General features: G+C 69.1%; 21 protein-coding genes. 8 read left to right on the forward strand and 13 right to left on the reverse strand.

Translation table 11 applies throughout. From position 1 onward, the window contains the following. Positions 1-343 precede the first annotated feature (343 nt). From ACFWNN_RS19830 to ACFWNN_RS19850, 5 genes are all read left to right on the forward strand, one after another. Positions 344-1,864: a DUF4331 domain-containing protein gene (locus tag ACFWNN_RS19830; protein WP_382441374.1), complete on the forward strand. Its 1,521-nt coding sequence runs from the start codon at positions 344-346 to the stop codon at positions 1,862-1,864. 69 nt (positions 1,865-1,933) lie between these two features. Then, complete coding sequence (locus ACFWNN_RS19835) at positions 1,934-3,229, forward strand: tetratricopeptide repeat protein (protein ID WP_382441375.1); 1,296 nt, start codon at positions 1,934-1,936, stop codon at positions 3,227-3,229. Further along, positions 3,226-4,584, forward strand: coding sequence for a nickel/cobalt transporter (locus ACFWNN_RS19840; protein WP_382441376.1), 1,359 nt, complete (start codon positions 3,226-3,228; stop codon positions 4,582-4,584). Before ACFWNN_RS19835 ends, ACFWNN_RS19840 begins: the two co-directional genes overlap by 4 nt. An 8-nt stretch (positions 4,585-4,592) precedes the next feature. Continuing rightward, a complete protein-coding gene (locus ACFWNN_RS19845) occupies positions 4,593-4,916 on the forward strand; it encodes a hypothetical protein (protein ID WP_382441377.1) in 324 nt (107 codons plus the stop codon). Between the two features lie 52 nt (positions 4,917-4,968). Further along, positions 4,969-5,841: an alpha/beta hydrolase gene (locus tag ACFWNN_RS19850; RefSeq protein WP_382441378.1), complete on the forward strand. Its 873-nt coding sequence runs from the start codon at positions 4,969-4,971 to the stop codon at positions 5,839-5,841. A 61-nt stretch (positions 5,842-5,902) separates the two neighbouring features. Here the strand turns inward: ACFWNN_RS19850 and ACFWNN_RS19855 are convergent, their stop codons facing one another. The 6 genes from ACFWNN_RS19855 to ACFWNN_RS19880 form a co-directional block, all read right to left on the reverse strand. Continuing rightward, positions 5,903-6,607 (reverse strand): ATP-binding protein, encoded by a 705-nt coding sequence (locus tag ACFWNN_RS19855; protein ID WP_382441379.1) that lies wholly within the window; start codon positions 6,605-6,607, stop codon positions 5,903-5,905. Positions 6,608-6,784: 177 nt separating this feature from the next. Continuing rightward, a complete protein-coding gene (locus ACFWNN_RS19860) occupies positions 6,785-8,821 on the reverse strand; it encodes a hypothetical protein (RefSeq protein WP_382441380.1) in 2,037 nt (678 codons plus the stop codon). After that, a complete protein-coding gene (locus ACFWNN_RS19865) occupies positions 8,814-9,437 on the reverse strand; it encodes a hypothetical protein (protein ID WP_382441381.1) in 624 nt (207 codons plus the stop codon). Before ACFWNN_RS19865 ends, ACFWNN_RS19860 begins: the two co-directional genes overlap by 8 nt. Continuing rightward, positions 9,434-10,444 (reverse strand): hypothetical protein, encoded by a 1,011-nt coding sequence (locus ACFWNN_RS19870; protein ID WP_382441382.1) that lies wholly within the window; start codon positions 10,442-10,444, stop codon positions 9,434-9,436. The genes ACFWNN_RS19865 and ACFWNN_RS19870 overlap by 4 nt, the downstream gene beginning before the upstream one ends. A 181-nt stretch (positions 10,445-10,625) precedes the next feature. Continuing rightward, positions 10,626-11,402, reverse strand: a complete 777-nt coding sequence (locus ACFWNN_RS19875; RefSeq protein WP_382441383.1) for a hypothetical protein — start codon at positions 11,400-11,402, stop codon at positions 10,626-10,628. Between the two features lie 280 nt (positions 11,403-11,682). Further along, positions 11,683-12,546 (reverse strand): NAD(P)H-binding protein, encoded by an 864-nt coding sequence (locus ACFWNN_RS19880; RefSeq protein ID WP_382441384.1) that lies wholly within the window; start codon positions 12,544-12,546, stop codon positions 11,683-11,685. A gap of 86 nt (positions 12,547-12,632) precedes the next feature. Between ACFWNN_RS19880 and ACFWNN_RS19885 the strand changes: the two genes are divergently transcribed. Beyond that, on the forward strand, positions 12,633-13,361 hold the full coding sequence (locus tag ACFWNN_RS19885; RefSeq protein ID WP_382441385.1) for a TetR/AcrR family transcriptional regulator: 729 nt from the start codon (positions 12,633-12,635) through the stop codon (positions 13,359-13,361). Positions 13,362-13,470: 109 nt separating this feature from the next. Continuing rightward, positions 13,471-14,256 carry a hypothetical protein gene (locus tag ACFWNN_RS19890; RefSeq protein WP_382441386.1) on the forward strand — a complete coding sequence of 262 codons (786 nt, stop codon included), beginning with the start codon at positions 13,471-13,473 and terminating at the stop codon, positions 14,254-14,256. Positions 14,257-14,279: 23 nt separating this feature from the next. On the opposite strand, the gene ACFWNN_RS19895 is transcribed toward ACFWNN_RS19890, so the two are convergent. Genes ACFWNN_RS19895 through ACFWNN_RS19905 form a run of 3 tightly spaced genes read right to left on the reverse strand, consistent with a single transcriptional unit; the run spans position 14,280 to position 16,130 of the window. Beyond that, positions 14,280-14,930, reverse strand: coding sequence for a hypothetical protein (locus tag ACFWNN_RS19895; protein WP_382441387.1), 651 nt, complete (start codon positions 14,928-14,930; stop codon positions 14,280-14,282). Then, the gene (locus tag ACFWNN_RS19900; protein WP_382441388.1) at positions 14,927-15,235 is read right to left on the reverse strand and encodes a hypothetical protein; all 309 of its coding nucleotides are present in this window, start codon (positions 15,233-15,235) and stop codon (positions 14,927-14,929) included. Before ACFWNN_RS19900 ends, ACFWNN_RS19895 begins: the two co-directional genes overlap by 4 nt. Before the next feature lies 1 nt (position 15,236). Beyond that, entirely contained in the window at positions 15,237-16,130 is an 894-nt protein-coding gene (locus ACFWNN_RS19905; protein ID WP_382441389.1) for a hypothetical protein, read from the reverse strand. A 278-nt stretch (positions 16,131-16,408) separates the two neighbouring features. On the opposite strand from ACFWNN_RS19905, the gene ACFWNN_RS19910 reads away from it, so the two are divergent. Beyond that, complete coding sequence (locus ACFWNN_RS19910; protein WP_382441390.1) at positions 16,409-16,633, forward strand: hypothetical protein; 225 nt, start codon at positions 16,409-16,411, stop codon at positions 16,631-16,633. An 18-nt stretch (positions 16,634-16,651) separates the two neighbouring features. Here ACFWNN_RS19910 and ACFWNN_RS19915 read toward each other — a convergent pair whose 3' ends face one another. From ACFWNN_RS19915 to ACFWNN_RS19930, 4 genes are all read right to left on the reverse strand, one after another. Further along, positions 16,652-18,871, reverse strand: a complete 2,220-nt coding sequence (locus ACFWNN_RS19915) for an SseB family protein (protein ID WP_382441391.1) — start codon at positions 18,869-18,871, stop codon at positions 16,652-16,654. A 34-nt stretch (positions 18,872-18,905) separates the two neighbouring features. Further along, a complete protein-coding gene (locus ACFWNN_RS19920; RefSeq protein ID WP_382441392.1) occupies positions 18,906-19,466 on the reverse strand; it encodes a hypothetical protein in 561 nt (186 codons plus the stop codon). Next, positions 19,463-23,707 carry a hypothetical protein gene (locus tag ACFWNN_RS19925; RefSeq protein ID WP_382441393.1) on the reverse strand — a complete coding sequence of 1,415 codons (4,245 nt, stop codon included), beginning with the start codon at positions 23,705-23,707 and terminating at the stop codon, positions 19,463-19,465. The genes ACFWNN_RS19920 and ACFWNN_RS19925 overlap by 4 nt, the downstream gene beginning before the upstream one ends. Before the next feature lie 122 nt (positions 23,708-23,829). Then, the gene (locus ACFWNN_RS19930; RefSeq protein WP_382441394.1) at positions 23,830-24,663 is read right to left on the reverse strand and encodes a WXG100 family type VII secretion target; all 834 of its coding nucleotides are present in this window, start codon (positions 24,661-24,663) and stop codon (positions 23,830-23,832) included. Between the last annotated feature and the right edge of the window lie 6 nt (positions 24,664-24,669).

Here is a 24,669-nt window from a genome sequence, read left to right on the forward strand (position 1 = left end):
GCCTCCCCTCCCCCGCCGCGGGGCTGGGGGGGGGACTGGGTAAGGGGGGTGCCCTCCTGTGTCGAACAAGCCCCCGTTACGCGGGCGCGCCGGGGCCCCCACGGCGGGGGGGGGCGCGTCGTCTCTGATCCACTAGCGCTTGATGCAAGGAGTATGCAAGAGGGCATTCGAGTGAACCCAGCAAGCCTCTACTCCATCGGCGGCGAATGAGTGAGGTCCTGTCCGGGTGGCGGGTGTCGCTCCCCGGACGGGCGCCGATCCGAAGGGATGGAGCATGTCAGCACCTCCTCCCACGCGTCGCCGACGACGCGTGGCGGTAAGTCTGGTAGCGGTCGGGAGCGCTGTGCTCGCGGCTGGTTTGCTCGGTGGTTCAGGTCCGGCCGGCGCGTCGAGCCACCGGGAAGCTCCGCTGATCGCGGGCGATCCCGCGGTCGACAACACCGATGTCTACGCGTTCGTCAGCCCTGACAAGCCGGACACGGTCACGCTCGTCGCGAGCTGGTCTCCGTTCCAGGAGCCCAACGGCGGGCCGAACTTCTACCCGTGGGCCACCGACGCCCACTACGACATCAACATCGACAACGACGGTGACGCCAAGGCGGACCTGACGTATCGGTGGACGTTCCGCACCGAGGACCGTCGCGGCAAGTCGACGTTCCTGTACAACAACGGGCCGGTCACGTCACTGGACGACGAGAACCTGCTGTTCCGGCAGACCTACACGCTGGAGCTGATCGACCGCGACGGCAAGGATCGCAAGCTGATCCGCTCGGGCAAGGTCGCGCCGTCCAACACCGGCCCCGCGTCGATGCCGGACTACGGCGCGCTGCGCGCCCAGGCGATCACCGACGTGCCCGGTGGCGGCAAGAGCTACGTCGGTCAGTCCGACGACGCGTTCTTCCTCGACCTGCGGGTGTTCGACCTGCTCTACGGCGGCAACCTGTCCGAGGTCGGCCAGGACACGCTGCGCGGGTACAACGTCAACACCATCGCGCTGCAGGTGCCGAAGTCGCAGCTGGCGCTCAAGGGCGACGCCACTCGCAACCCGGTCATCGGGGTGTGGAGCGACACCGAACGCCAGTCGATGATCCTCAGCCCCGGCGAGTCCCACGGGGTCGGCCCGTTCGTGCAGGTGTCGCGGCTGGGCAACCCGCTGGTCAACGAGGTCGTCGTGCCGGCCGGGCTGAAGGACAAGTTCAACGCCCTGACGCCGGACCGCGACGGCAAGACGCCCGAGCTGGTCAACCGGGTCACCGACCCCGAGGTGCCCAAGCTGATCCAGGCGATCTACGGCATCCCGGCCCCGGCCACGCCGCGCAACGACCTGGTGGAGATCTTCCTGACCGGCATCACCACCAAGGCGGGCGGGCCGATCAAGGCGGACCTGAACTCGCAGCTCAACAACGCCGACGTGAACCCCAAGAGGTTCGTCCCGTCGGAGCAGCTGCGGCTCAACACGTCGATCCCGCCGGCCGCGTCGCCGAACCGGCTGGGTGTGCTCGCCGGTGACCTGCAGGGCTTCCCCAACGGCCGCAGGCTCACCGACGACGTGGTCGACATCGGGGTGCAGGCGCTGGAAGGGGCCGCGGTCAGCGGCATCGTGCCCGCGCTCGCGACCGGCGACAAGGTCAACGCCAACGACAAGGCGTTCGGTTCCGCGTTCCCGTACGTGGCGCTGCCGAACAACACGGCGGTCAACTCCGGTGCCGCCGGTGCGGTCCCGCCCGTGGGCGGTAGCGGTGGCGGTGGAGGCCTGCCGGACGGGCTGGTCCTCAACGGCGTTCTCGCGGCGCTGCTGATCGGTTCGGGCGTGTGGCTGCTGAGCCGTCGTCCACTTCGGACCGCAGTTCCCGCAGTCGCATAAACGCGTGCCGGGGGACGACTTCCGTCCGTCCCCCGGCACGTCCTTCGGCAGCAACCCACGGAGTGCGCCATGAATCGCCGCAAGGTCATCGCAGTGCTCGCCATCGCCGCCGGCGCAGCCCTGCTCGCCACCACCGCCACCGCGCTGAGCCGCGGTGACGACCCGGCTCCTGCTGCTCCTGGCGCCGCTGTGGTGCGCAGCGACGTGCAACGGACCATCACCGCGGCCCAGGAACGGCTGCGACGGATACCCGACGACGCCGCGACATGGGCACTGCTCGGCTCGGCCTACGTCGAACAGGCCCGGATCACCGGCGACCCGGCCTACTACGGCAAGGCCCAGGGCGCGCTCGACACCTCCCTGCGGCACAAGCCGGACGCGAACGGCCCCGCACACCTGGGCCTCGGCGCGCTGGCCAACGCCCGTCACGACTTCGCCGCAGCCCGCGACCAGGCCGAACTCGCCCGTACCGCGCTGCCCGACACCGCCAAGGTGTACGGCGTGCTCGCGGACGCCCTGACCCAGCTGGGTGCCATCGACGAGGCACGCGCCGCCGTGCAGCGGATGCTCGACCTCGAACCCGGTGTCCCCGCGTTCACCCGCGCCGCCTACGACTTCGAACAGCGCGGCGACGTCGACTCCGCCCGCCAGGCCCTCACCCGCGCCCTCGACGCCTCCTCTTCCCCTTCCGACAAGGTGTTCTGCCGCTACCACCTGGGCGAGCTCGCGTTCGACAACGGCGACCTCGACGAGGCCTCCTCCCAGTACGAGCAGGGTCTGCTGGTCGATCCGCTCGACCCCGCCCTGCTCCAGGGACGCGCCAAGATCGCCGCCGCCCGAGGCAACCTCGACGACGCGCTCACCGGCTACGCGGACCTCGTGGCACGCGTGCCGTCACCGCAGTACCTGCACGAACACGCCCTCCTGCTGCGGGCCGCCGGCCGCACCGACGACGCCACCCGCCAGTTCGACCTGATCGCCCAGCAGGAGCGACTGCTCGCCGCCGCAGGCAGCACCGACGACCTCGCCGCCTCCGTCGTCGCCGCCGACCGCGGAGACACCGCCACCGCGCTCACGGCCGCCGAACGCGAGTGGAACCGTCGCACCAACCCGTTGGTCGCCGACGCGCTCGCCTGGGCCCTGCACCTGGCCGGACGGGACGCCGAAGCCCTCACCTACGCCGAGCGCGCCACCTCCACAGGCTGGCGCAACGCGACGTTCGCCTACCACCGAGGCATGATCCTGCGCGCCCTCGGCCGCACCGCGGAAGCCGCCGACGCCCTCGACTTCGCGCTGCGGATCAACCCGCACTTCTCCCCCGTGGACGCGCCCGCCGCCCGTGCCGCGCTGGACGGCCTGCGATGAAGGCGCTCGCGGTTCTCCTGCTCACCGCGCTGGCCATGCTGGCGGCGCCCACGAACGCCGGAGCCCACCCGCTGGGCAACTTCACGGTCAACCACCACCACACCATCACCGTGCACCCCGACCGGGTCGACGTCGTCTCGGTCATCGACCTCGCCGAAATCCCCACCCTGCAAGAACAACCCGCCCAGCAGACCGGCTACGCGAACCGCGAATGCGACACCGTCCGCGGCAGCCTCGAAGTAGCAGTCAACGGCACCCGCACGGCCGTGACGCTCCAGTCGGCCGCGCTCGAGTTCCCGCCGGGCGAAGCCGGGCTCGCCACCACTCGCCTCACCTGCCGGCTCACCGCGCTTGCGGACCTGAGCAGCGCCGCCACGCTGGACGTGCGCGACACCTACCGGCAGGGCCGCGTCGGCTGGCACGAGATGACCGCCACCGGCGACGGCATCGCCCTGATCGACCCGCCCGTCCCAGCGGCCAGTTCCAGCGACGAACTGCGTGCCTACCCCGACGACCTGCTGGCCAACCCGCTCGACGTCCGCATGGTGACCCTGCGCGTCGAACCCGGCTCCGGCACCACCTCGGGCATCGCCGCAGCACAAGGTGGCAGCACGTTCATCGGCACCGCCACCCGCGCGTTCACCGACCTCGTCGGTCGCCAGGACCTCACCCCGTTGATCGGCCTGCTCGCCGTGCTGCTCTCGCTGCTGCTCGGCGCCTCCCACGCCGCCCTCCCCGGCCACGGCAAAACCGTCATCGCCGCCTACCTCGCCGGCCGCGACGGCACCACCCGCGACGCCCTCACCGTCGGTGCCACCGTGACCCTCACCCACACCGCCGGCGTCCTGCTCATGGGCCTGGCGATCAGCGCCTCCAGCGCCCTGGCCGGAGAATCCCTGCTACGAGTGCTCGGCATCGCCAGCGGCGTGCTCGTCACCGCCATCGGCGCCTACCTCCTGCGCTCGGCCCTGGTCCAGCACCGGCAGCCCGTCCTCGCCGGACACGGCCACGGACATGGCCACGGGCACGGGCACGGGCACGGGCATCGTGTCGGTCGTGGCTGCCTGATCGGCATGGGCGTGGCAGGAGGCCTGGTCCCCAGCCCGTCCGCCCTGGTCGTCCTGCTCGGCGCCATCGCCCTGGGCCGCACCTGGTTCGGTGTCCTGCTCGTCCTGGCCTACGGCCTCGGCATGGCCACCACCCTGACCGCTGTGGGCCTGCTCCTCGTCCGCCTGCGCGACCGCCTCGCCGCCGTCGAACGCTTCCGCGACCGCTTCACCGCCCTGCCCGTCCTCACCGCCGGGCTCGTCCTCGTCGTCGGCATCGGCCTCACCGCCAGAGCCCTCTTCGAATAGGAGACCCGATGCGCCACCTGGCCACGATCCTGTGCTGCGCCACCGTCCTGACGGCCTGCTCCACGCCACCCGACCCCGGCCCGGTCTTCGACAACGAGAACGGCGCCGAGCTCACCTGCCTGCGCCACCAACCCCAGCCGCCCGGCCCCCGCTACACCGACGAAGCCATGCGCAACACCGGCGAAACCCTCTCCCTGCTGCGCTACTACACCGCACACGGCCGCAAACCCTTCTGCGACAGCCAAAAACCCACCGAAACCGACAAACAGTGGGCACAGCTCTACGTGACACTCGGTGCCGACCGCGTCAACGTCACCACCGTCCTCAGCTGAAGCCGGAAGCACGGGATCCGATCCGCATAGCCTCGAACGACGAAGTACCCAGGTGAGACTCAGCGACCGGATCACCGCCGCGACGATGCACGCCACCGCCCGCTGGACGGTCCGCTACGGCGAAGAACTCCGCTTCGCCGGCTCGGAGCTGCCGCGACCACGAGCGATCCGAGTACCGACCAGGCACGGCCGCGTCCGGGTGTACGTCTACGAGCCGCTGACCGGGCCCGTACCCGGCGCGGCACACGTCCACTTCCACGGCGGGGCGTTCCTGATGCGCTACCCATTCATGGACGACTGGTGGTGCCGCTACCTCGCCGCCACCACCAACATCCCCATCCTGAACGTCGACTTCCGCACCGCGCCCTACGTCACCTACCCCGTCGCCCACCACCAGTGCCACGACATCGCGGAATGGGCTGCGGCAGGCGGCAACGACCTGAAGCTCAGCAGCGATCGGATCTCGGTCGGCGGGTTCTCCTCCGGCGGCAACCTAGCCGCGTCCGTCAGCCTGCAAGCCCGCGACGGCGGACGCTGGCTCCCCGCCCTGCAGGTGCTCGGGATCCCGGCACTGGACTTCCACACCGAACACAACCACAACGAGCCAGGCATGATCACGCCACAGCTGCGCCAGCTCGTGCGCCGGACGTATTTCCCCGACCCCGCCAGCCGCAGGGAAGCGTGGGCCTCTCCTTTGCTGGCAACGGATCTGTCAGGACTGCCGCCCTCGGTGGTGCTGACTGCCGAACGCGACGTACTCCGGCACGACGGCCGCCGCTACGCCGCACGTTTGCGCGAGGCCGGCGTCCCGGTACACCACGACGAAACGCCTGGCACCGACCACTACTTCCTCACCGAAGACCCTGTCCGCGCCCGCACCACCATGGCAATGGTCGCCAAGTCGATCCGCGCTGCAATGTGCTGAAAAATCCCGGCTTGCAGGACATCCTGATCGGATGGGCGAGACCCGCCTCACGCCAGGAACCTCAGCCGGCGGAGATCGGTACGTGCGAGTCGATCTGGGGTAGGGTGAAGTGGATGGTGGTGCCGCCGGTGCGCGCGGTGTCGAGCCACATGCGGCCGCCGTGGTGCTCGATGATCTTGCGGCTCATCGCCAGGCCGATGCCGGTGCTGGGGCACTTGTCCTTGGTGTGGAGCCGCTGGAAGATGACGAAGATCCGTTCGGCGTACTGCTCCTCGATGCCGATGCCGTTGTCCCGCACCGAGAAGACCCACTCGCCAGCCTCGCCCGGTTCGGCGTCGACGCGCACGTGCGGTGTCTGCTCCGAGCGGAACTTCACGGCGTTGCCGATCAGGTTCTGGAACACCGTGACGAGCAGTCGCGCCTCGCCCTTGATCTCGGGCAGCTCGCCCACCTCGACCTCGGCGCCCGCGGACTCCAGGGTTAGGGCGAGATTGCGGCGCGCTTCGTCGACCAGGTCGGCGGCGGAGACGACCGTCGCGGTGTCGCGGTGCCGGCCGACCCGGCTGAAGGCGAGGAGGTCGCTGATGAGCGCCTGCATGCGTTTCGCGCCGTCGACCGCGAAGTCGATGTACTGCTTGGCCCGGTCGTCGAGCTCGTCGCGGTAGCGCTTCTCCAGCAGCTGGCAGAAGCTTTCTGGGCCCCATCCCTGTCTCAACCGCGAGCGGCTGGGTTCACGACCGCTGGTCCACTTCAGCCCCACCGACACGAGAACAGCATCGACAACCAGTCGATGCGGAATCGCCCGAAGAGTTCGTGGTCTGGACCGACACACGCCTCGCCGCTGCGCTGCGCCAGCACTCGTCGCGGCAGGTGGTCAAGATCTGGTTCTCAGCCGCTGCATTCCGCAACGTGGTGACGTCGTTCAGGCCCAGGGGTCTGCAGCTCAGTCGGTGGCATCGTCGATGAGGCCGTACGGAGGGTTGGTCCGGCTTCGCGTGAATCGCTTGACGATGTCGCCCGCGACGGTCTCCGGCGGGGAGTTGTCTACGACAACGAGTTGAGCTCCAACACCCGGCCCAGCGAGCCACCGTTTGGCGTGACGATAGAAGTTCTCGACGAGTCTGGCGTCGGCGAAGTCGGAATCGTTCGGGTCTGCAGCGTGCCCGAGGCTCTTCTGCGGACTGTCGATGATGAGCAAGCCTGGGCGCCGAGCGTCCTGTTCGTGAGCGACTTCCCAAAGAGTGAGGTACCAGGCAAGGCTGATCAGGACCAGGCCGCCGCTGCTGGCCGCACTGTAGGGAAGGCCGCGGACGTACGGCATCAGGTTGCCGTCCAGCCTGGGATCGCTCAGCTTCGGATAGCCGAAATCTGAAAGTACCTCGCCGAAGCGTTGGGAAAGCAGGCGAATCACAGCGGTGCGGTCCGGCCGCGAAGCTGCCTCACGACGCTCAGCACGTAGCCTCTTCGCCTGCCTTTCAAGACGAATCACGTTGTCATCAGCCTGCTGCACGCGCTCCCACAGCCGCAAGCCGGAGGATGCCTTCTGTTCGCGCAGCAGGGCAGCAGCATGACGGCGAGCCAGATCGTCGCGGTCTGCGAGGTACGGGGCGGGTACGTCGGCCACTCGGTTGAGTGCGGCTGCCGCCACCTCAACCGCCCGGTCAGCCTCGTCTCGCGCGGTCCGAAGGGCATTCAGGTCGTTGTCCAGGCGTGTCCAGTACTCGTTCAACTCGTCGAGGCGCCGAGTCGTCGCCTTCAACTCTGCTTGAAGGAGAGCTGAAGAGCCCGTGCGGGCGGAACTTGTGACGCCCGGCGCCGCAGGGACGTCATCCTCGCTCACCACATCGGAGCCTTTCATCTCAACGCTTTGTCCGCACAGCGTGCATGAGCCATCGACAAGCGTCGGCGAATTGTCCAATGTGGATAGACAAGCAGGGCACACCGAAACGTGCAGCGGGTCGAACAGCTGCTCGGCTTCCTTCAGAAATGTCAGCTTCTTCTTGTCGTCTGCGTATTGACCACGGAGGGCTCCCAATCGATCTACAAGGCTCTCACGATTGCGCACACGAACCTCAGCCGCACGCGCGGCATCCTGCGCGCTGCTGAGCGCTTGCCTCAGCCTGGTCGCTCCGGTTTCCTGTGAGATGCGTGCTCTGTCGAGCGATCCGAGCTGAGCTGCGAGTGCGGCGACTTCCCGTTGCGCGTTGTCGCGGTCGGTTTCCAGCACCAGCGGCCCCAGCGGATGTTCCTCCTCGACCACCGCCCGCAACGCTTCTGCCGCACGCTCGGCGTTTCGAACGGCGTCGTTCGCCAACTTGAGCCGTCCGGCAATGTCGCTCCCAGTACTGTCATGCACGTCGAACATCACGTTGATGGTCTGCTGGAACTTCTGCCTGACCATGTGGTTGGAATGCTCGAACACCAGGTTCTTGTTGTCCAAGCGCTCGTTCGGCAAGCACATCACCCGAAACACATCACGGATACTCAGCATGTGCGTCGCCGACTCCGGCTGCGTAGGTGCAACCGGAAGCTCCACGTTCCCAAGCCCACACGCGGCGAGCACGTGTTGGGAAAGTCCGCTCGGGTCGGACGTCGGCTCGATCGGCAAGCGCAGCTCAGGCACGCTTTGCAGATCCGACAGCGGGGCTTCCCACATCGACGCGAACTTCGAGGACGGCCCGGTGGCCGCTCTCTCGATCGTCGTGGTCGTTCCCCCGAGCTCGGTTTCAAGAAGCGCCGCACGCACGGAGGCAAGGACTTCCGGGTGCTGAGGATGTTCGTCATCTCCCAGGCAGTACCGGGCAAAGTCGATGACGCTGGACTTGCCAGTTTGACTCGGGCCAGCAATCACGGAGAACGGTCGCCACGAGTCTCCACCGGCGCCACGAAACGAGACCTCGTACGAGCGGCCGGTCGCGGCGAGACCACCAAGCTTCAGCTGTACCAGCCTGATACCCCTGGTCGGGTCGTTGTCAGCCACGAGGTTCTCCCCTGTCTGCCCGAGTTGAGGCACCCGGTATCGCCTCAAGGACATCGTCCAATACATCGATCAGCAGCCACGACCGTCCAAGCCACTCGTCTGCGTTTCGCTTCAAGTTGCGGTCCGACAACCGTTTCAACCGTCCGAGGACTACACGAGCGCCCTCTCGATAGGAGTCTGCATAGACAGAGATGAACTGCGACGCGATCGTCTTGCCCTCCTCTGACAAGCCGTAACCCTCGTTGTCGATCGTGACCAGACCGTAGGCCACGAGCAGCGACAGGTCGTGCTGAAGGCGCCGCAACCTGCTCGCGAACCGCTGGCCGGTGGAAGCGTAGGAGAGCTGCCGGTCACTGAAGCCTGCGAGTCGCAGAGTTAGGCGATCAGCATCGTCACGTGGGGTACTCCCGGAGACCACGACGAAGGGGTTCGCGGAGAAGAAGTCGTAGAACGCAAGACGGTCAACGGATCGCACCGGCGCGGACTCCGCACCGGCAACCTGAAGCAGGAGAGTCAACTGCGCGAGCCGAAACACCTGCCGGTCTTCAGGACCGTCAGGTACCGCGGCGGACAGGGCGACGCCCTCCTCGACATGGCCATCTTCGAACGACGTCACGACGCTGCTCCAGGCTGATCCGCTTCCAGTTGTGCAGCTACGGTCTCACTCGCCGCTGGACCTTGATGTGAGGCCGCGACATGACGCCAATGCTTGACCCAGCCAGCTCGCGCATCCTCGACGAGGCGATGCACGACGCCCTTGCGATGCGCAGGCCTCAGTTTGAGGCCTTCCGGATCGGCGGACTGGCCAGCTTCATGGAGAACCTGGTCGACCAGGCCCTGCATCTTGCCCTCATCGTCAGCGCCACCAACTTGGGCGTTGAAATGCTGTTCCCACAACGAGTGCAGGTCGAGGTGTAGCTCGTTGAGTGCGCTGACACCGACTTCATTGCCTGCGGCAGCGAGATCGCGTGCCAACGCTTCGGCTGCGAAGAACAGACCTCGGGCGGCATCGGTCTCAACCTTGCCGGCTTCCTCAAGCTGTCGCACGAAGAGCGCGTCGCCCAAGCAACTGGCATCCGTCAACATCCGCACCTGCTGTGCAGGCTGTAGGCGTCCGCTGGTGAAGTAGTTGCGGTACACGTGTTCCGCGTCCGGCTGCATGAGCTGGCGACGGAGTTCGATCACGTTCCACATAGTGATCTTGATCGTGTGCTTGCGCCCCTCGCGCGCAGCCCAGCGGTCGAACCACTGCTGCTCATCGGGCGGGAGGATGCACGGCACGCAGAGGGTCCACGCATCGACGTGAAAGCCCTCGTCCTTAGCCTTGCCCATGAGCTGCTTGAACGAGTCGCGAACCTGCTGCTGCTGATCCTTCCCCACCCAGGTCGGAAAGAACTTCGACTGCCACACCACGACCGAGTCGTCGAGTCGCCCAACGTACGTGTCGATCCCCCAGTCACCGCCGCCTGGCCCGGCGACCTCATTCGCAGCGGGATGCCTGACGCCCACGAGATCGGTGACGAGCGACTGAAACGCCACTCGGGCGCCCGCCAAGCTACCCGCTTCGACCTGGAACAGGGCGAACAGCACCTCTGGCGTCGGCACCACCAGGCCCATCATCACCGTCCAAATGCATCAGTTAGGTCGAAGCGCCGGCAGCACCGAGCCGCCACACCTCGCGTGCAGGTTGCTCACATCATCGAAGCAATACTTCGCCATGTTTCGCATCTCACCCAAATGGGGCATGGCTAAGAACATGATCGCGCTGCCTCGCCCTCGACCGAAAACCCGTGAGGAGGCACCATCAAGCAGCCGAGGACTGAGCAACTTCGAGCTGCTGTGCAGATTCGACGGTGTCTGCCCCAGGCGAACAGCTCACCCGTCCTTCGCTGCGAACGATCTTGATCAACCGTCTGGCCGAGCCTGAGCCGATCCCGAGCTTCGTTCGCAGAGCGTCTGCCGATATCGGCCGCTGATGAACAGCTCGGTGAACTGCATCTTCGTGTCGTGCCCGATCCAAAAGCGCGTCCTGTGAACGATCAACTGGCAGGCCGATCGCCATCGGGTTCGATACGCCTTCACGTCGAGGTGATGCGGCCTCTAGTTCGTCGCCTTCTGCGATTCCGCGCTCGTCGTCGGCCGCGGCCAGCGGCTTCGACGCACAGCTACGAACAATCGCCTGCAACAGGCCCGGCCCTACCTCAGCCCAGCCGATCAACAGCAGCGGGCCAACAGCATCGAACGCAGCCTTGCCGTACTCACCGGCAACCACCGGATCGGCCACGTTCAGCGCCAACGTGACCGCACTCGCGAACATCAACAACCGGCGAGCCGGCTGCAGCGCTTCAAGCGGGGCCCCGGCGAGCGCAAGGTGCCGGATCCCGAGCAGAAGACCGAGGATCGACAAGTCCACCGCAGGAGCGACGAGTGGTGCCACCCACACCGGCACGCCCAGCCGAAGGCCCAAGCTCAGCACGTTGCCGAATCCGAACAGGAACGTCAGCCCCACAACCGCAGCCATGATCGTCGTGACCGCCCGAACGACCAGGTCAGAAGCGTTGCGCTCGATTTGGCCGTTCATCGCCCACCCCGCGGCTCGTCCACGACGAAGCTGCTCTCAAGTACCAACTTGCCGGTTGTACGCTTGATCGAAGTGGTGAGCAGGTCTGCGTGGTGCCTTGCCGGGGGCACGAAAGTCGAAGGCGATCTGTGTTCGCGGAGTGCGCGGACCGGGTCGCCTTTCGGCGTTTTCTGGGGGCAACGAGCAGACCTGCGCACCACGAGCAGAGCGTTGTGCGGGAAGGGCCGCAACCACCTGGGTTGTGGCCCTTCCCGCTGCTCCGGTCGGGGTCGGCCTGGGGTCAGGCGTTGCGCACGATGTCTTCGAGCGTCGTGCGGATGGGGATCGCCGGCCGTCCCAGCAGGTCCTCCAGTGCCGGGTCGGTGACCGCGAACTCGCCTGCCCGCGCCGCCCGGAACATGCCGAGCACGAACTCCGCCGCCGGCTCCGGCATCCCTGCGGCGACCGCGTCCGACTTCCACTCCTCGTCGTCCACCACCACCCGCGTGATCGTCCGCCCGGTGATGTCGCCGAGCAGGCGGGCCGCGTCCGCGAAGTCGACGAGGTCGGGCGCGGCAAGCGGCGGGCTGACCGTGTCGAACAGGCCCGGCTTCGTCAGGGCGCGGACGTCCGCCTCCACCAGGTCGGCGTGTGCAGTCCACGACACCGGGCCGTCGGCCGGCAGCCGGAACTCGCCGGTCCGCAGTGCGGAGGGCACGTAGTGCTCAAAGGTGCTCGCGTAGAAGCCGTGTCGCAACGCCGTGTGCGCGATGTTCTGTCCGGCCAGGTACTTCTCCGTCGCCGCGTGCTGACGTCCTGGGTCGAACAGCGACTCGGCGGAGGCGCACTGGTGGCTCGTGTAGAGCACGCGGTGTGCGCCAGCGCGCTGTGCGGCGTCCACCGCGGCCCTGCTCGACGCCGCGGCCTGAGGGCCGCGGATCGCGGCTGACACCAGGAACACCTCGGCGGCGCCCTCGAAGGCGTGGTCGAGCGACGCCGGGTCGGTGAAGTCGCCCGCCCGGACGCGTACTCCGCGTTCCGCCAGTTCGGCGGCTTTGGCCGGCTCCCGCACGCTCACGCCGACCGTCTCGGCCGGAACGCTCTCGAGCAGCTTCTCGACGACCTGGCGGCCGAGCCTGCCCGTCGCTCCCGTAACGATGATCATGGCATCCCCTCATCTGAATCACTGGTTCACCGAAACAGTATCACTGATTCGGACCAGCGATATCAGTTGGCTGATATCATCGATTCATGACGGAGCCGCCGCTGACCGAGACCCGCGCCGACGCCCGCGCCAAGATCGTCGCGGCGGCCGCTCACCTGCTCCGCACCAGCGGCACCAAGGCCGTGACCACCCGCGCGGTCGCTCAGGAGGCCGGTGTTCCGGCCCCGACGATCTTCCGGCTCTTCGGCGACAAGGACGGCCTGCTGGAGGCGGTCGCCGAGCAGGTCATGGCGGACCACGTCGCCGAGAAGGCCTCCTGGGCGGCCACCGAGAACGGCGATCCGGTGGACGACCTGCGCGCCTCGTGGCGCACCCACATCGCCTTCAACCTGGCCAACCCCGACGTGTTCCTGCTGCTGGTCGACCCCGCACGCGCACAACGCTCCCCGGCCACGACCACCGGTGCCGGGATCCTGCGGACGAGGGTGGCCCGCCTGGCCGCGGCAGGCCTGCTCAACGTCACCGTGGCCCGCGCGACGGACCTGATCCACGCCGCCGGCGACGGCGCGGTGCTCGCACTGCTGAGCACGCCCGCCGACCGCCGCGACCCCGAACTGGCCGACACGATGCTCGACGCCGTGCTCGCCCAGGTCCTGACCTCGACGCCGGCGCCGCCCGCCGCCGACCCGATGGCGCTCGTCGTGGCGTTCCGCGCGGCCCTGCCCCAGCTCCCCGCGCTGAGCGACGGCGAACGAACGCTCCTGGCGGAATGGCTCACCCGCACGACCGCCGCGCTGGAGGACCGACGGCACTGACGGACTCCCGCGCGGGCCATCGCCGAAGCGCTAGAGCTGGCAGGATCTGATGTGGGGAGTCGTGCTCGGCGGACGCGCGTTCCCCTTCCCGGCCCGAGGATTGGACGCAATGGGACGCTCGTCGGTGTTCACCTTCCAGTACATCGCCATCGACACGGAGGCCGGTGTCACGCCGGAGGAGTTCGAGACCTTCGTGCGTGCTGAAGGCGTTCACCTGCCCCTGTACCCAGGGTGGCGGTGGACGCTGCTGCGCGGGTTGCGCGGCGAGCGGACCGGGCAGTACCTGATGTTGTTCGAGATCGACAGCGCCGAGCAACGCGACCTCTACGTGACGGCCCGGGGGGAGCAGACCGAGCTCGCCCGGCAGTTCTGGGCGCGGTACCCCGAGGCGGAGGCCGTGCTGGCGCGGTGGCGGCAACTGGGCACGTTCGGGGAGCTGCCGACGTTGTTCACCGACTACCGGCTGCTGGCCGACAACCCGCGGAGCACGGTCACGCCCGGACCTCGCTACCGCTCCGGGGAGAAGCCCGTCGCCCGTGTCGTCGGGATCCACAACCTGGCGTTGCGCGCCGGCGTGACCGAGGAGATGTTCGACCGCTTCATCGCCGAGAACCACCACCGGATCGACGACTACCCGGACTGGCGGTTCCACGTGCTCAAGGGCGAGCGGGGCAACCGTCTCGACCAGTACGTGATGATGATGGAGATCGCGAGCCTGGAGGCGCTGGACGTCTTCTACCCCGAGCCCGACATCGCCACCGGTGAGGCCGCGGAGTTCGCGGCCGCTCACCGCGACACCAAGCAGATGTACGAGGAGTGGAAGCAGCTGGCCTCGTTCTCGGGCTCGCCGCAGATCTACACGGACTACCTCGCCGTCGCGGAGAACCCGGCGTAGCCCTCGCACGACCGGGGACGGGATCAGGTGGTCACGCCGTCGTAGGGGATCCGCTCGACTCGACGGCCGTGCTGAAGTGCCTCGGTGAGCAGTTCGCGTTCGCGGAGCCGCTGCTCGAACGCCACGACCGGGCCGGGTTCAGGCTCGTCGGCCGGGCCGTCGTCGGCTGGGGCCTGGGGCGCGGGTGCGGGCGCCGGCTCGAGCCGCTGGGCGAGGCGCAACGACTCGCCCACCGCCAGCTCGTCGAGTCGCGCCGCCTGTTCGACGAGGAACCGGACGAGGTCGGCGGTGCGGTCGTCGTGCTCGTTCTTCAGTTGCAGCCGGTTGCCCCGGCTGTCCTCGTAGTCCGCCCAGCGGTGCGGCAGCTCGTGGACGAAGCCGTTGTGCTCGCCGACCCGCTCGATGACGGCAGTGTGGATCTCGTGCGCGGATCGCCACTGTCGCGTCAGTTCGTGGCGGCGGTAGAGGAACCCGTCATGCGCGGCGCCCGACCAGTGCGTGGTGTCGATGCCCTTCACGCGCTCGGCGGCGTCCCCCAGCGGGGCGGCCTGCGCGGCGGTCGTTTCCGCGACCAGGCGCATCCTGCTCGGGCTGCCCGGCGCCTCACCGGGCAGCGCCGGACCCGTCCGCACGGTCGGCTCGTCGTCGCCCCCGCCGGTGTGTCCTTCGTTCAAGCGCGTCCATCCGTTCTGAGCGACCTCAACCCGGCCGCGATCTCGTCCTCAGCGCCGCGATAGGCCTCGGCCGTCTCCCGCACCCGGTCCGCCATCTGGTCGGTCCTGGCGCAGAGGCGGTCTCTGGCTGCTTTCAGACTGCGGTCGTAGACCTCCACGGCCGCACGCAGCGGATCGTCTTCCGGCCAGCGGGAGGTGTCGACGCTGAACTTCCACGCGTTGTCGTCGCGAACGTCGGCGGCGACGCCGCGGAACTTGCCGGCCACCGCGTCCAGCTCGCCGAGATCGACCGAGAACCCGTCCACGTCACTCCTCCTCGTTGCCCATGTCGCGCCGCAGCCGCTCGACGTCCTTCGCCAGCCAGTGAAGGTGCCGGTGGGAGCCGGCGATCGGATTCAGCGACAGGCCGACCTCGGGGAAGCCGGCCAGCCGGTCGAGGATGTACCGACCTCGTTCCCGGCCGCGGCGGCGGCTGGAATCCGCGTACTCCTCGAACAACTCCCGGCTCGTGAAAACCGGAAGTTGTTCACAGCTGTCCGTTCTCACGGTCACCATGTGGCCGCTCGGGCTGACCTCGAAGAACAGCAACATCTGCGGAAGAAGCCGTCCCAGCCCGTCCACCGTCGCCTTGTTGGTGTCGAGGAGCAGGGCATCGAGGATCGAGGACGGGACTTCCATTCTGCCGTCGCTTCCGAACCGCTCGTGCTTCTCCTCCGCTGCCACCTCCTCCTCGAGCAGGCCCACGGGCATGGGCGGGTTCTGGCCGCGCTGCCACGTCGTCCAAATTCTTTTCACGCGACCCAGCAGCTTCTGCTGATGAGTGCTCTTGGCCCAGCCCCGCGACCCGCTGTTCTTCCTCGCCACGAACGCAAGACGTTCCCCGACGGTTCCCAGCCGGTTCAGCTCGACATCCCTCGGAATGTTGCAGGCGTACTTGACCACCGTCCTCGCCACCTGGTCGATCGGCAGCTCGTCGATCACGCGGCAGGTGTGCCAGTGCAGCTTGACCAGCACCTCGAGAGGCGTGTCGGCACGGCCGATGTGGAGCAGTTCCGCCAGCGGGGTCTCCCGGACCTGAACGATGCCCAGGCGACGCAAACCGAGTTTGGTGTGCAGGGACGATTCATCCAGAACCGCCATGAAGAACTCCTCGACGAACAGGCGAAGATCAGCTCGGGGGGCGAAATCGTACCCGAACACCCACCAAACGGCCCAACCGGATTAATTCCACTCCGCACGGCTCGCCAAAGGTGGACAAAAAGTTGACAGAACTCGGTAAATTTTCCGAAAGTCCATCGATCCGCCACAAGTTTTCGGAAAAGTTTCCGACTCGGTGACTTCGCTTCCGAAAATGTTCGAGAAGACATCGGAAAACAATCCGAACATTCCGGAACAACTCGAAAAAGTGCTGGTCAAGCGGTTCTTCTGGTCTTCAATGGACACCACAGAAAGAAAGCGACCACCACCGAGGAGACCGGATGAACACGCCTCACGACTGCGACCCCAACTCGTGGCCCGCCCTGGTCCACCGCCTGTCCCAGAACTGGCGAGCACTCCTGCGACTGCTGTTCGCGCTCGCGGTCATCACGGTGATCGCCGGCGCCGCGTGGTGGCTGCTCGGTCTGGGCTCCGTCGAGTTCGGGCCGATCGTGATCCACGGCAGCCCGCAGCCCGTCGCGGCATCGCGCGCCGCCGGCGGCTGACCCCGCCGCCGTGCTCGGTCAGCCGGCGGTCGACGCGGCGATCAGGTCGTCACCCGGGAGTTCCACGCCCACGGCGCCTCCCGGGTTGATCACCAGGACGACTCCCGCGAGCACCGGGAGCAGTTCCCGGCCCGTCGTCTCCATCGGGGCGGCGGCGTCCGGGGGCAGGTGGCCCGGGGCGGTCCACACGGCCAGGAAGCGGCGGCCGTCCTGGGTGACGCCGATGCGCAGGTTGCCCTGGCCGTCCGTCTCCGCGATGAGGCGTGCGTCCAGGGTTGCCGTCAGCAGGCTCTGGTGCGGGGACCAGCCGCAGGCCACGTAGCCGAGCACCACGTCGAGGTTCGCCAGGGGCTCGGGGAAGCCTCTGCGGGCCGGGCCCGGACGGTAGTGGGGGTTCAGGTAGGTCTTGCCCGTGAGTTCGCCGGTCTCGTTCACCTCGTAGGCACCGAAGAGGGTCGCGTCCGGGATGCCCTGGATGAAGTTCGGGTTCACCTCCGGATCCGCGCACCACAGCCAGGTGTCGGGGACCTGGCGGCGGGCCTGCTCGCGCAGGGAGTCCGTCACCGGCGGGAGGCCGGGGTGGAGGGTGAAGTCGTCGACGTGGTCCGGGAACTCGGTGAACGGGCCGGGGAGGACGTAGGCGCGGACGCCGTCGGGGTTCAGGGCCGTGATCAGGGTCCACGGACCCTTGAGGTGGTAGCGGTGGTGTTCGCGGTCCGACTGGATCTCGGTCTCGTACGCCAGGTTGCCGTCCGGGGTGCCGTAGCGGTGGACCCACAGGTCCTCGACCTGCGTGAGGCGGACCTCGGTCATCGTGGCCAGTTGCGGCTCCTGGTCCGAGCTCACCTGGTACGGGGCCTGCCAGGGCGGGAGGTCCTCGTCCAGTTCGAAGCGCAGGGCGTCCTGGTGCTCGATGAGCTGACCGATCAGGTACGTGACGGCGTTGCGGGCGTCGGCGAAGCGCTCGTGCTTCTCCTTGAAGTCGGCTTCTGCCCAGTAGACCTCGTACCAGTCGCCGTCCCGGACCAGGCACCACGCCTGTGCGCGGTGGGTTCCGAGGCTGTAGAAGCGCGGACTGGTCTGGACTCGGGTGATCACCAGGCGGAGCGGGTCGAGGGCCTTGCGGAAGGCCGCTTCGACCTGGTCCTCGTGGAACGGCCTGCCCATCGCGAGTGCGGAGGCCCGGGCCTTCGCGATCTCCGTGACGGGCGGGAGTTCGTAGCGCTGCTGGCGGATGTGGTCGACCAGCGCCGGCTGTGGCGGGATCTGGTGCTCGCGCAGGTAGTAGGCGACGCCGGCCGGCCAGGTCCAGACGCCGTCGGTGTGGAACGCGAGGGGCACCACCTGGTCCTCGCCTCCGGCGTGGAGGTCCTTCGCCGAGCCTCGGGAGGACAGGACGACCGGAGCGGACTCGAGGTAGCCCAGCAGCAGGTCCACCTCCCTGCCACCGACCATCGGCCGGTACCAGACGCCCTTGCCGTCCTCGACCACGTCGAAGGCGCGCGCGAGTTCCCGCAGGGGCTCCGTCTCGCGCGGGTGGAGCTTGCTGACGCGGCCGGTCTGCTGGATCTTGCCCGCGGCCCGCCACATCCAGTCCGGCACCTGCTCCGGCCTGGTCGGGAGGAGACGCAGCTCGTCGGCGGCCAGCTGGAGCGCTGTGCCGTAGTCCACCTGGATCTGCCAGTCCGGTGGGCCGTCGATGAAGAAGTGGCGCTCGGTCTCGCCGCCCGCCACGAACGCGTGGGTCGCGGTGAACCAGACGCCCATGCTGCTGTGGAACTCCCGCATCCGCAGGCGGTGCAGCCACTGGCTGACCATCACCGGCGGCGCCCAGACGTGGGTGGTGCCGTCGATCGTGACCGTCGCCTCGACCTCCATCCGGCGGGCCATCACGCGGCACCGGAGGTCGATCCGCTGCCAGCCCTCCGGCGCGAGCGCGACCAGGGCGGCCTCCACCTGGTCGCGGATCGAGGTGTTGCTGCGGGGCGACCTGTCCCCCGGTCCCATCGACGGGTACTGCGGCCACGCGCCGGGCAGCGGCGGCACCGTGCGGAGGAGGATCAACCGCTCGGTGCTCACGGTGCCCTGCAACGGATCCAGGTCCGTCGGCGCCGCGCCCTCGTCGGTGATGCGCCAGATCTCGGCGCCCAGCACCGTCTCGTAGCGCGGTGCCGTCGCGTCCGCGCCCGGTTCGATCCGGAACGCCTTGTCACCGTCGATCGCGATGTCGTACTGCACGTGCTTCACTCCCTGCCGCACAACGGAAAGACGGTCACGACTGGCGCGTTTCGACGAACTCGGCCCACTTCGGCGGCTGCTTGCCCATCTCTTCCATCATCTCGAGCATGTCGCGGAGATCGGCGACGTTCGGGGCGGTGCCGGCGAACCAGTCGCTGACGCTGTCCCATGCCCGGCGCGCGCTCTCGCCCTCGACGACGTCCCAGACCGGCGGGTCGTCCTGGTCGAGGTCGGCACCGTCGATCACGTGGTAGGCGTAGCCCTGGTGTGCGGTGAGCGCGAGGAGTCCGCGCGGGTCTGCCAGCTCGTGGTTCTCGAGGCCGTTGAGCGTGGCGACGGCGTGGCGCTTGCGTTCGGCGGTCATCGCGTCGACGCCGAACGCCGTCCCGGCCAGCCACAGTCCTGATCGGACACCCATGATGCGCAAGACCTCGCGCACCGCCTCGGGAACGCGGTCCACGCCCTGGTCCGCCGCCATCTGGTCGATCTGGTCGTCGGTCGCGCCCGCCACGGATCCGCGCCGCAGACCGTTCGCGCACACGCGGTCGAAGATCGCGCCGATGCGGTCGTTCGGGGTGCCGGTCGGTTGGTTCACAGCGGGTACAGCCTCTCTCCAGCTCGGTTGACGACTTCCAGGCGCATGTTCGGGAAGATCCGCTCGTAGGCGAGCATGATCTTCTGGCACGACAGGCAGATCTGGAACTCGGCCGGGGTTCCGTCGCGCTTGGCCGACGGCAGGTCTACCACCATGCGGAGGTCGCCCGAGATGTCCGCGGCGGAGAACGGCGTGTACGTGGTGCCGTTCGCCTCCGCCCGTGCCGCACCGCGCCGGTTCAGCTCGTCGATCGCGAGGGACATGCGGTCCTGCGTGCGCTGCACCTCGCCCTTGTAGCCGTCGCGGTAGTAGTTCGGGTCTTCCTTGTTGAGCGTGTCGACCGTCTTGTTGGCCTCGCGCAACGCCGTGTTGACCTCGTTCTCGGACAGCCCGCTGTGCTCGGCGAGCTGGTGGCGTGCCAGGTCCTCGAACATCTTCGGTTCGGAGTCGTTGGTCCTGGGGGTGCCCCCGCCGTCGCGCCAGCCGCCGCCCTCCGGGTCGTAGGAGGTGGCGTTGGACGTCTCGAAGAGGCGCTCGTTCTTCGGCGGCTGCTGCGGGGCCTCCGCCGCCGGGCTCCAGTCGTGCTGCTTGCCGCTGAAGTTGTAGAAGTCGGCCGACTCGCCGTCGCGGTCGCTGCGGTAGCGCGCCGTCGACAGGGTGCGCTCGTGCGGACGGCGTTCGGCGTCGGTGCTCGGGTTGCGGCCGGTGAGCTCGCGGACCGAGTCGAGGCCTTCCTCGCGCTTCTCGCGGTTGTCGTCGCGCATGTCGCGGAAGTCGTCTTCGCGCTCGCCGCGCCGTTCCGCGGTCTCCGGGGCGTACTCGGGGGTGTCGTCGCCCCACTCCGGCGTGTGGCCCGGCGGGTGGGGGCTCTCGTGGATCTGCTGGGAGCCGTCCGGGCCGAACGTGCTCCACTCGCCGTTCGGGGGCCAGCCGGGGCGGCCGTCGTCGTCGCTCCTGGTGGCGAAGAGGTTGCCGTGGTAGTCGACCCAGGCGTCGGTGTTGGGGGCGGTGACCGGTGCGTCGAGCTCGCGGGCGAGCTGTGCCGCGAAGCCGTCGTCGCGCCTGCCGGTGTCGCAGCCGACGAGGGTGATCGGCTCGCCCCGGTAGTCGGGGTTGGCGCGGACGATGTCCGCGACGTCCCTCGGGGTGAGCGGGTAGTTGCCGACCCGTGCGTTGGTGGCGTTGCTGTGGAGGTCGACGACGAACTGGCCGGGGATCCTCGGGAGCTCCCTGGCCGTGTAGTAGCCGTTCTTGTCCTGGCTCCTGTCGAAGATGGACATGCCGGCCGGGGTGGTGTGCACGTGGTCGCGCACGTTCGCGTCGAGCTCGTCGTTGAGCGGGCCGAGGCGGTCGCTCAGCGGTTTCTGCGGTCGTTGAGGCTCTTCTTGCGGGGCTGGATCTTGGTTTTGGTCCTGTTTGGACGGTTGTTCGTCTTGGTGCTTGGGGGTTTCCGGCTCGGGGTGGGCCGGGGTGTCGTGGTGCGGTTCGGGCGTGTTCAGGCGGTCGTGCACCTGCGACGGTGGTTGCTCGGTGCGCGGCGGGGTGTTGTCCGCCGGTGAGGTGTTGAGGCGTTCCGTGATGGACGGGCGCGGCACGTCCGGTGGGAGCGGCTTGGCCGGCAGCGGCTGGGTCGGGCCGGACTGGCGTTGCTCGGGTACGTCGGTCTTGGCCGGGGGCTCGGTGTGCCGCGGCGGTTCCGGTTCGTTGGCTGCGGGGCGGTCGCTCGACTGCGTGGTGGTGTCTGCCGGGCGGTCGCCCGACTGCGTGGTGGTGTCTGCCGGGCGGTCGCTCGACTGCGTGGTGGTGTCGGTCCGGTGTCCGACGAAGTCCGGGTTCGGCACGAACGGACCGAGCACGCGGCCCTCGCCCGACTCGTACCGGACCTCGTGCCAGCCTTCGACGTAGCGCCAGTCGATGCCGCCGGGGAAGAGCGTTTCCTTCTCTTCGTACCGGCGGTGGTGGCCGACGTTGTCCAGCGTCGGGTCGGTCATGATGCCGCCCGGTGCCTTGACCACGTACATGGCACCGAAGCCGACGCCCGCCTCCTCCCTCGCGACCTTCGTGTCGGAGCTGGTGCTGACGAACGCGTTGGTCTCGCCGTCGACGTGCTGCACGAGGTCGGGCTTGGCGTCGGCCCGCGGCACGTCGAACCCGCCCGCCGCCCTGATCTCCTCCGGCGAACGCCTGTCGCCGCGGTAGAGGGCGTTCTCGTCGCGCATCCAGCCCGGGACGTCGCGGTGCACGACGTGGGCGGGGTCGACGCCGTACTGGGACGGGTCCAGGTGCCGCATGGCGACCGGGGGGCCGCCGTCGGGGCCGGGTGGGGGCGTCGAGAAGTGCTGGGGCTGGGTGTCCGTTGTGGACTGGTGCGCGGGTGGCTGCTGGTGCGCCGGTGGTGGCTGGTTCGCGGGCGGTGGCTGGTGGGCAGGTTGCTGGGTGCCGGGCTGCTGGTGGGTGCCGGGCTGCTGGTGGGCGGGTGACGGCTGGTGCGCGGGCGGCTGGTGCGTGCCCGGCGTGGGCTGGGTGCCGCGCGGCGGGTGCGTGGGCTGGGGGTTGTGCGTGGTGTGGTGGGCGGGCGGCGGCTGGGTGTTCGGCTGGTTCGGGTGCCTGGCCGGTGCCTGCTGGTGGCTTTGCGGGTTGGGGTGGCGCGGGTTGGGGTGCGTGCCGGGGGTGGGCTGGTTGCGGTGCTGGGGCGCGTTCGGGTGCGTGCCTGGAGGGCCGTAGGGCGCCGGGGTGTGGTGTTGCGGGCGTGCCGGCGGTGCGAACTGCTGCGGTGGGCCGCTTTGGCGGTGGTTGCCGCCGTGGGGAACGGGTGGCTGGCCCGGTGCGCCGGGCTGGCGGTGTGCGGGTGGGGCGTGCATGCCCGGTGCCTGCTGGTGCATGCCGGGAGGCGGGCCGGCTGGGCGCTGGTGGGCGGGCGGGAGGCCGGGAGTGGTCGGGTGGGCGCCGGGCGCGGTCGGGCGGGTGCCGGCGGCGGGCGCGGTGGGGCGGGTGCCAGGCGCACCGGGGTGGGCGCCGGGCGCGTTCGGGCGGGCGCCAGGCGTATTGGAGTGAGTGGCTGGCGCGTTCGGATGGGTGGCCGGCGGGTTGGGGTGCGTGGCTGGCGCGTTCGGGTGCGTGCCGGGTGCGTTGGGGCGCATGCCGGGGCCACCGGACGGTGTGGTGTGGCCTGCTGGCGGCATGCCTGGGCCGCCGGGGCGCGTGCCGGGGTTGTTCGGCGACATGCCCGGGTTGTTCGGCGGGGCGCCCAGGGTGTTCGGCGGCGCACTGGAACGGGGGTTCTGCCCGCCGAAGCCCTGCGGCGCGGTGGGAGGGGTGTGGCCGCCTCGGCCTGGAGCGGGGGCTCCTGGGGCCTGCATACCGGCGGGAGGCATGCCGGGTGCGCGGTTCTGGCCGCCGGGCGGAGGCGAGCCCGGTGTGCCGCCGGCGGGTGGACGGCCTTGGCCTGCGGCCGCTGCCGTGCCGGCGGGCGGGCCACCCATGCCCGAAGGCGGGCCACCAGCCGGTGGACGGCCCGGTGCAGGCGCACCTGCGGGTGGACGTCCTTGGCCTGCGGCGGCTGCCGTGCCGGCGGGCGGGCCACCCATGCCCGAAGGCGGGCCACCGACCGGCGGACGGCCTGGCGCAGGCGTTCCCGCAGGTGGACGGCCCTGGCCTGCGGGCGGGCCGCTCACACCTGGCACCGGGCCACCAGCCGAGGGACGGCCCGGCGTGGGCGTTCCTGCTGGTGGGCGGCCCTGGCCCGTGGACGGGTTCGGGGTGCGGGGTGCCGGGGTGGACGGGGTGGAGGGCGGCAGCTTCACCGACGGGGCCGCGACCGACGGCGGCCTGGTGGTGCCTGCGGGGCCGCTGGGGAGTGAAGGGGGCGTGGAGGCTCGGGTGCCTGAAGAAGACGCCGAGGTCGACGCGGTCGGGGTGGCGGTGGTCGAGGCCTTGGGCTGGGTTGGCGCCTTCGACTCGATTCGGTTCATCGAGGAGGCGACCGACTGGTCGGTGTTGCGGGCCGTTTGGGCCGTTTCGCGGGTTTTGGTGCCTGCGTGGTCTGCGGCGGAGGCTGCCTTTTCGGCGCCGCCGCGGGCCGTTTGGATGGCTCGGTCGGCGTGTTGCATGGCCACCTGACCGAAGACGCCGGCGCTGCCCGAGGTGGCGTTGATGTTGAGCTTGCTCGCCACCGAGGAGCGGACCTGGTCGCCTCGGCCGGTGATCTTGCCGCCCAGCGACTCGACGGCGTCCGGGTCCATCCGGGTGCCGCGGCCGCCGCCCAGGCCTCCTGGCGTGGGCGACGACGGTGACGGGGACGGCGTGTGGCTGCTCGGGGAGCTACCGCCGTGGCGTGAGGAGGAACCCCTGGGGCGGCCGGTCATCAGGCGGTGGCAGGGGGCATGTCATACGGCTTCACGGCGTCGTAGGCGGTCTTCGCGTAGCCGCCGTACTCCGCGAACCGTTCCAGGCCCTTGACCAGGCCCTCCATCTTCTCGGCCAGCCGCGCCATGCGGCCGCCGAAGCGGGCCATGGCGGAGGCGAGCTTCGAGAGCCTGCCCGCGATCTTGGTGGCCATCATGGCGGCGCGGGTGCCCGCGTAGCCGGCGAACGCGGCGATCGAGCTGCCCAGCGTGACCACGGCGGACGCGGCGGCGATGAGCGCGCTCGCGATCAGTTCGCCGATGAGGTCGGAGATCCAGCCGAAGACCAGCGACCGCAGCTCGCAGACCAGGGCGCCGGACAACGCGTAGATGGCAGCGGTGCCGTCCATCGTCTTGCCGAGCGCCTCGTACTCGCCCGCCATCTGGTCCATCTCGCGCTTGAACGCGTCGCCGGACGAACCCTCCCAGTCGGCGACGGAGCGCAGGTCCTCGCGATGCTCCTGCGCGATCATCTTCATCTGCAGCGCGGCCTGCTTGAGCTGGTCGGTGTTCGCGTTGATCTCGTCGGGGTTGCCCAGCAACGCGTCCAGCGGCTCGCGCAGGAAGTCGACGTGCTCGAGCAGCCAGCCGACGCCGGCGGACGCGAGCATGCCGAGCGGGTTCGCCATCGTGGCGACGACGTCGACGACCATTCCGGCGCCGCCCAGCGCGACGTCGATGACGTCAGGCCCCTCGCCCTCCGACTCCGACGTCAGCGAGTCGACGAACCCGGCGACGCTGTCGACGACACCGGCACCCGTCGACCACGTGGTGGTGCTGTTCTCCTCGGACATGGCTCC

The sequence above is a fragment of the Lentzea sp. NPDC058450 genome, from assembly GCF_042721395.1.
In the GTDB taxonomy this organism is placed as follows: domain Bacteria; phylum Actinomycetota; class Actinomycetes; order Mycobacteriales; family Pseudonocardiaceae; genus Lentzea.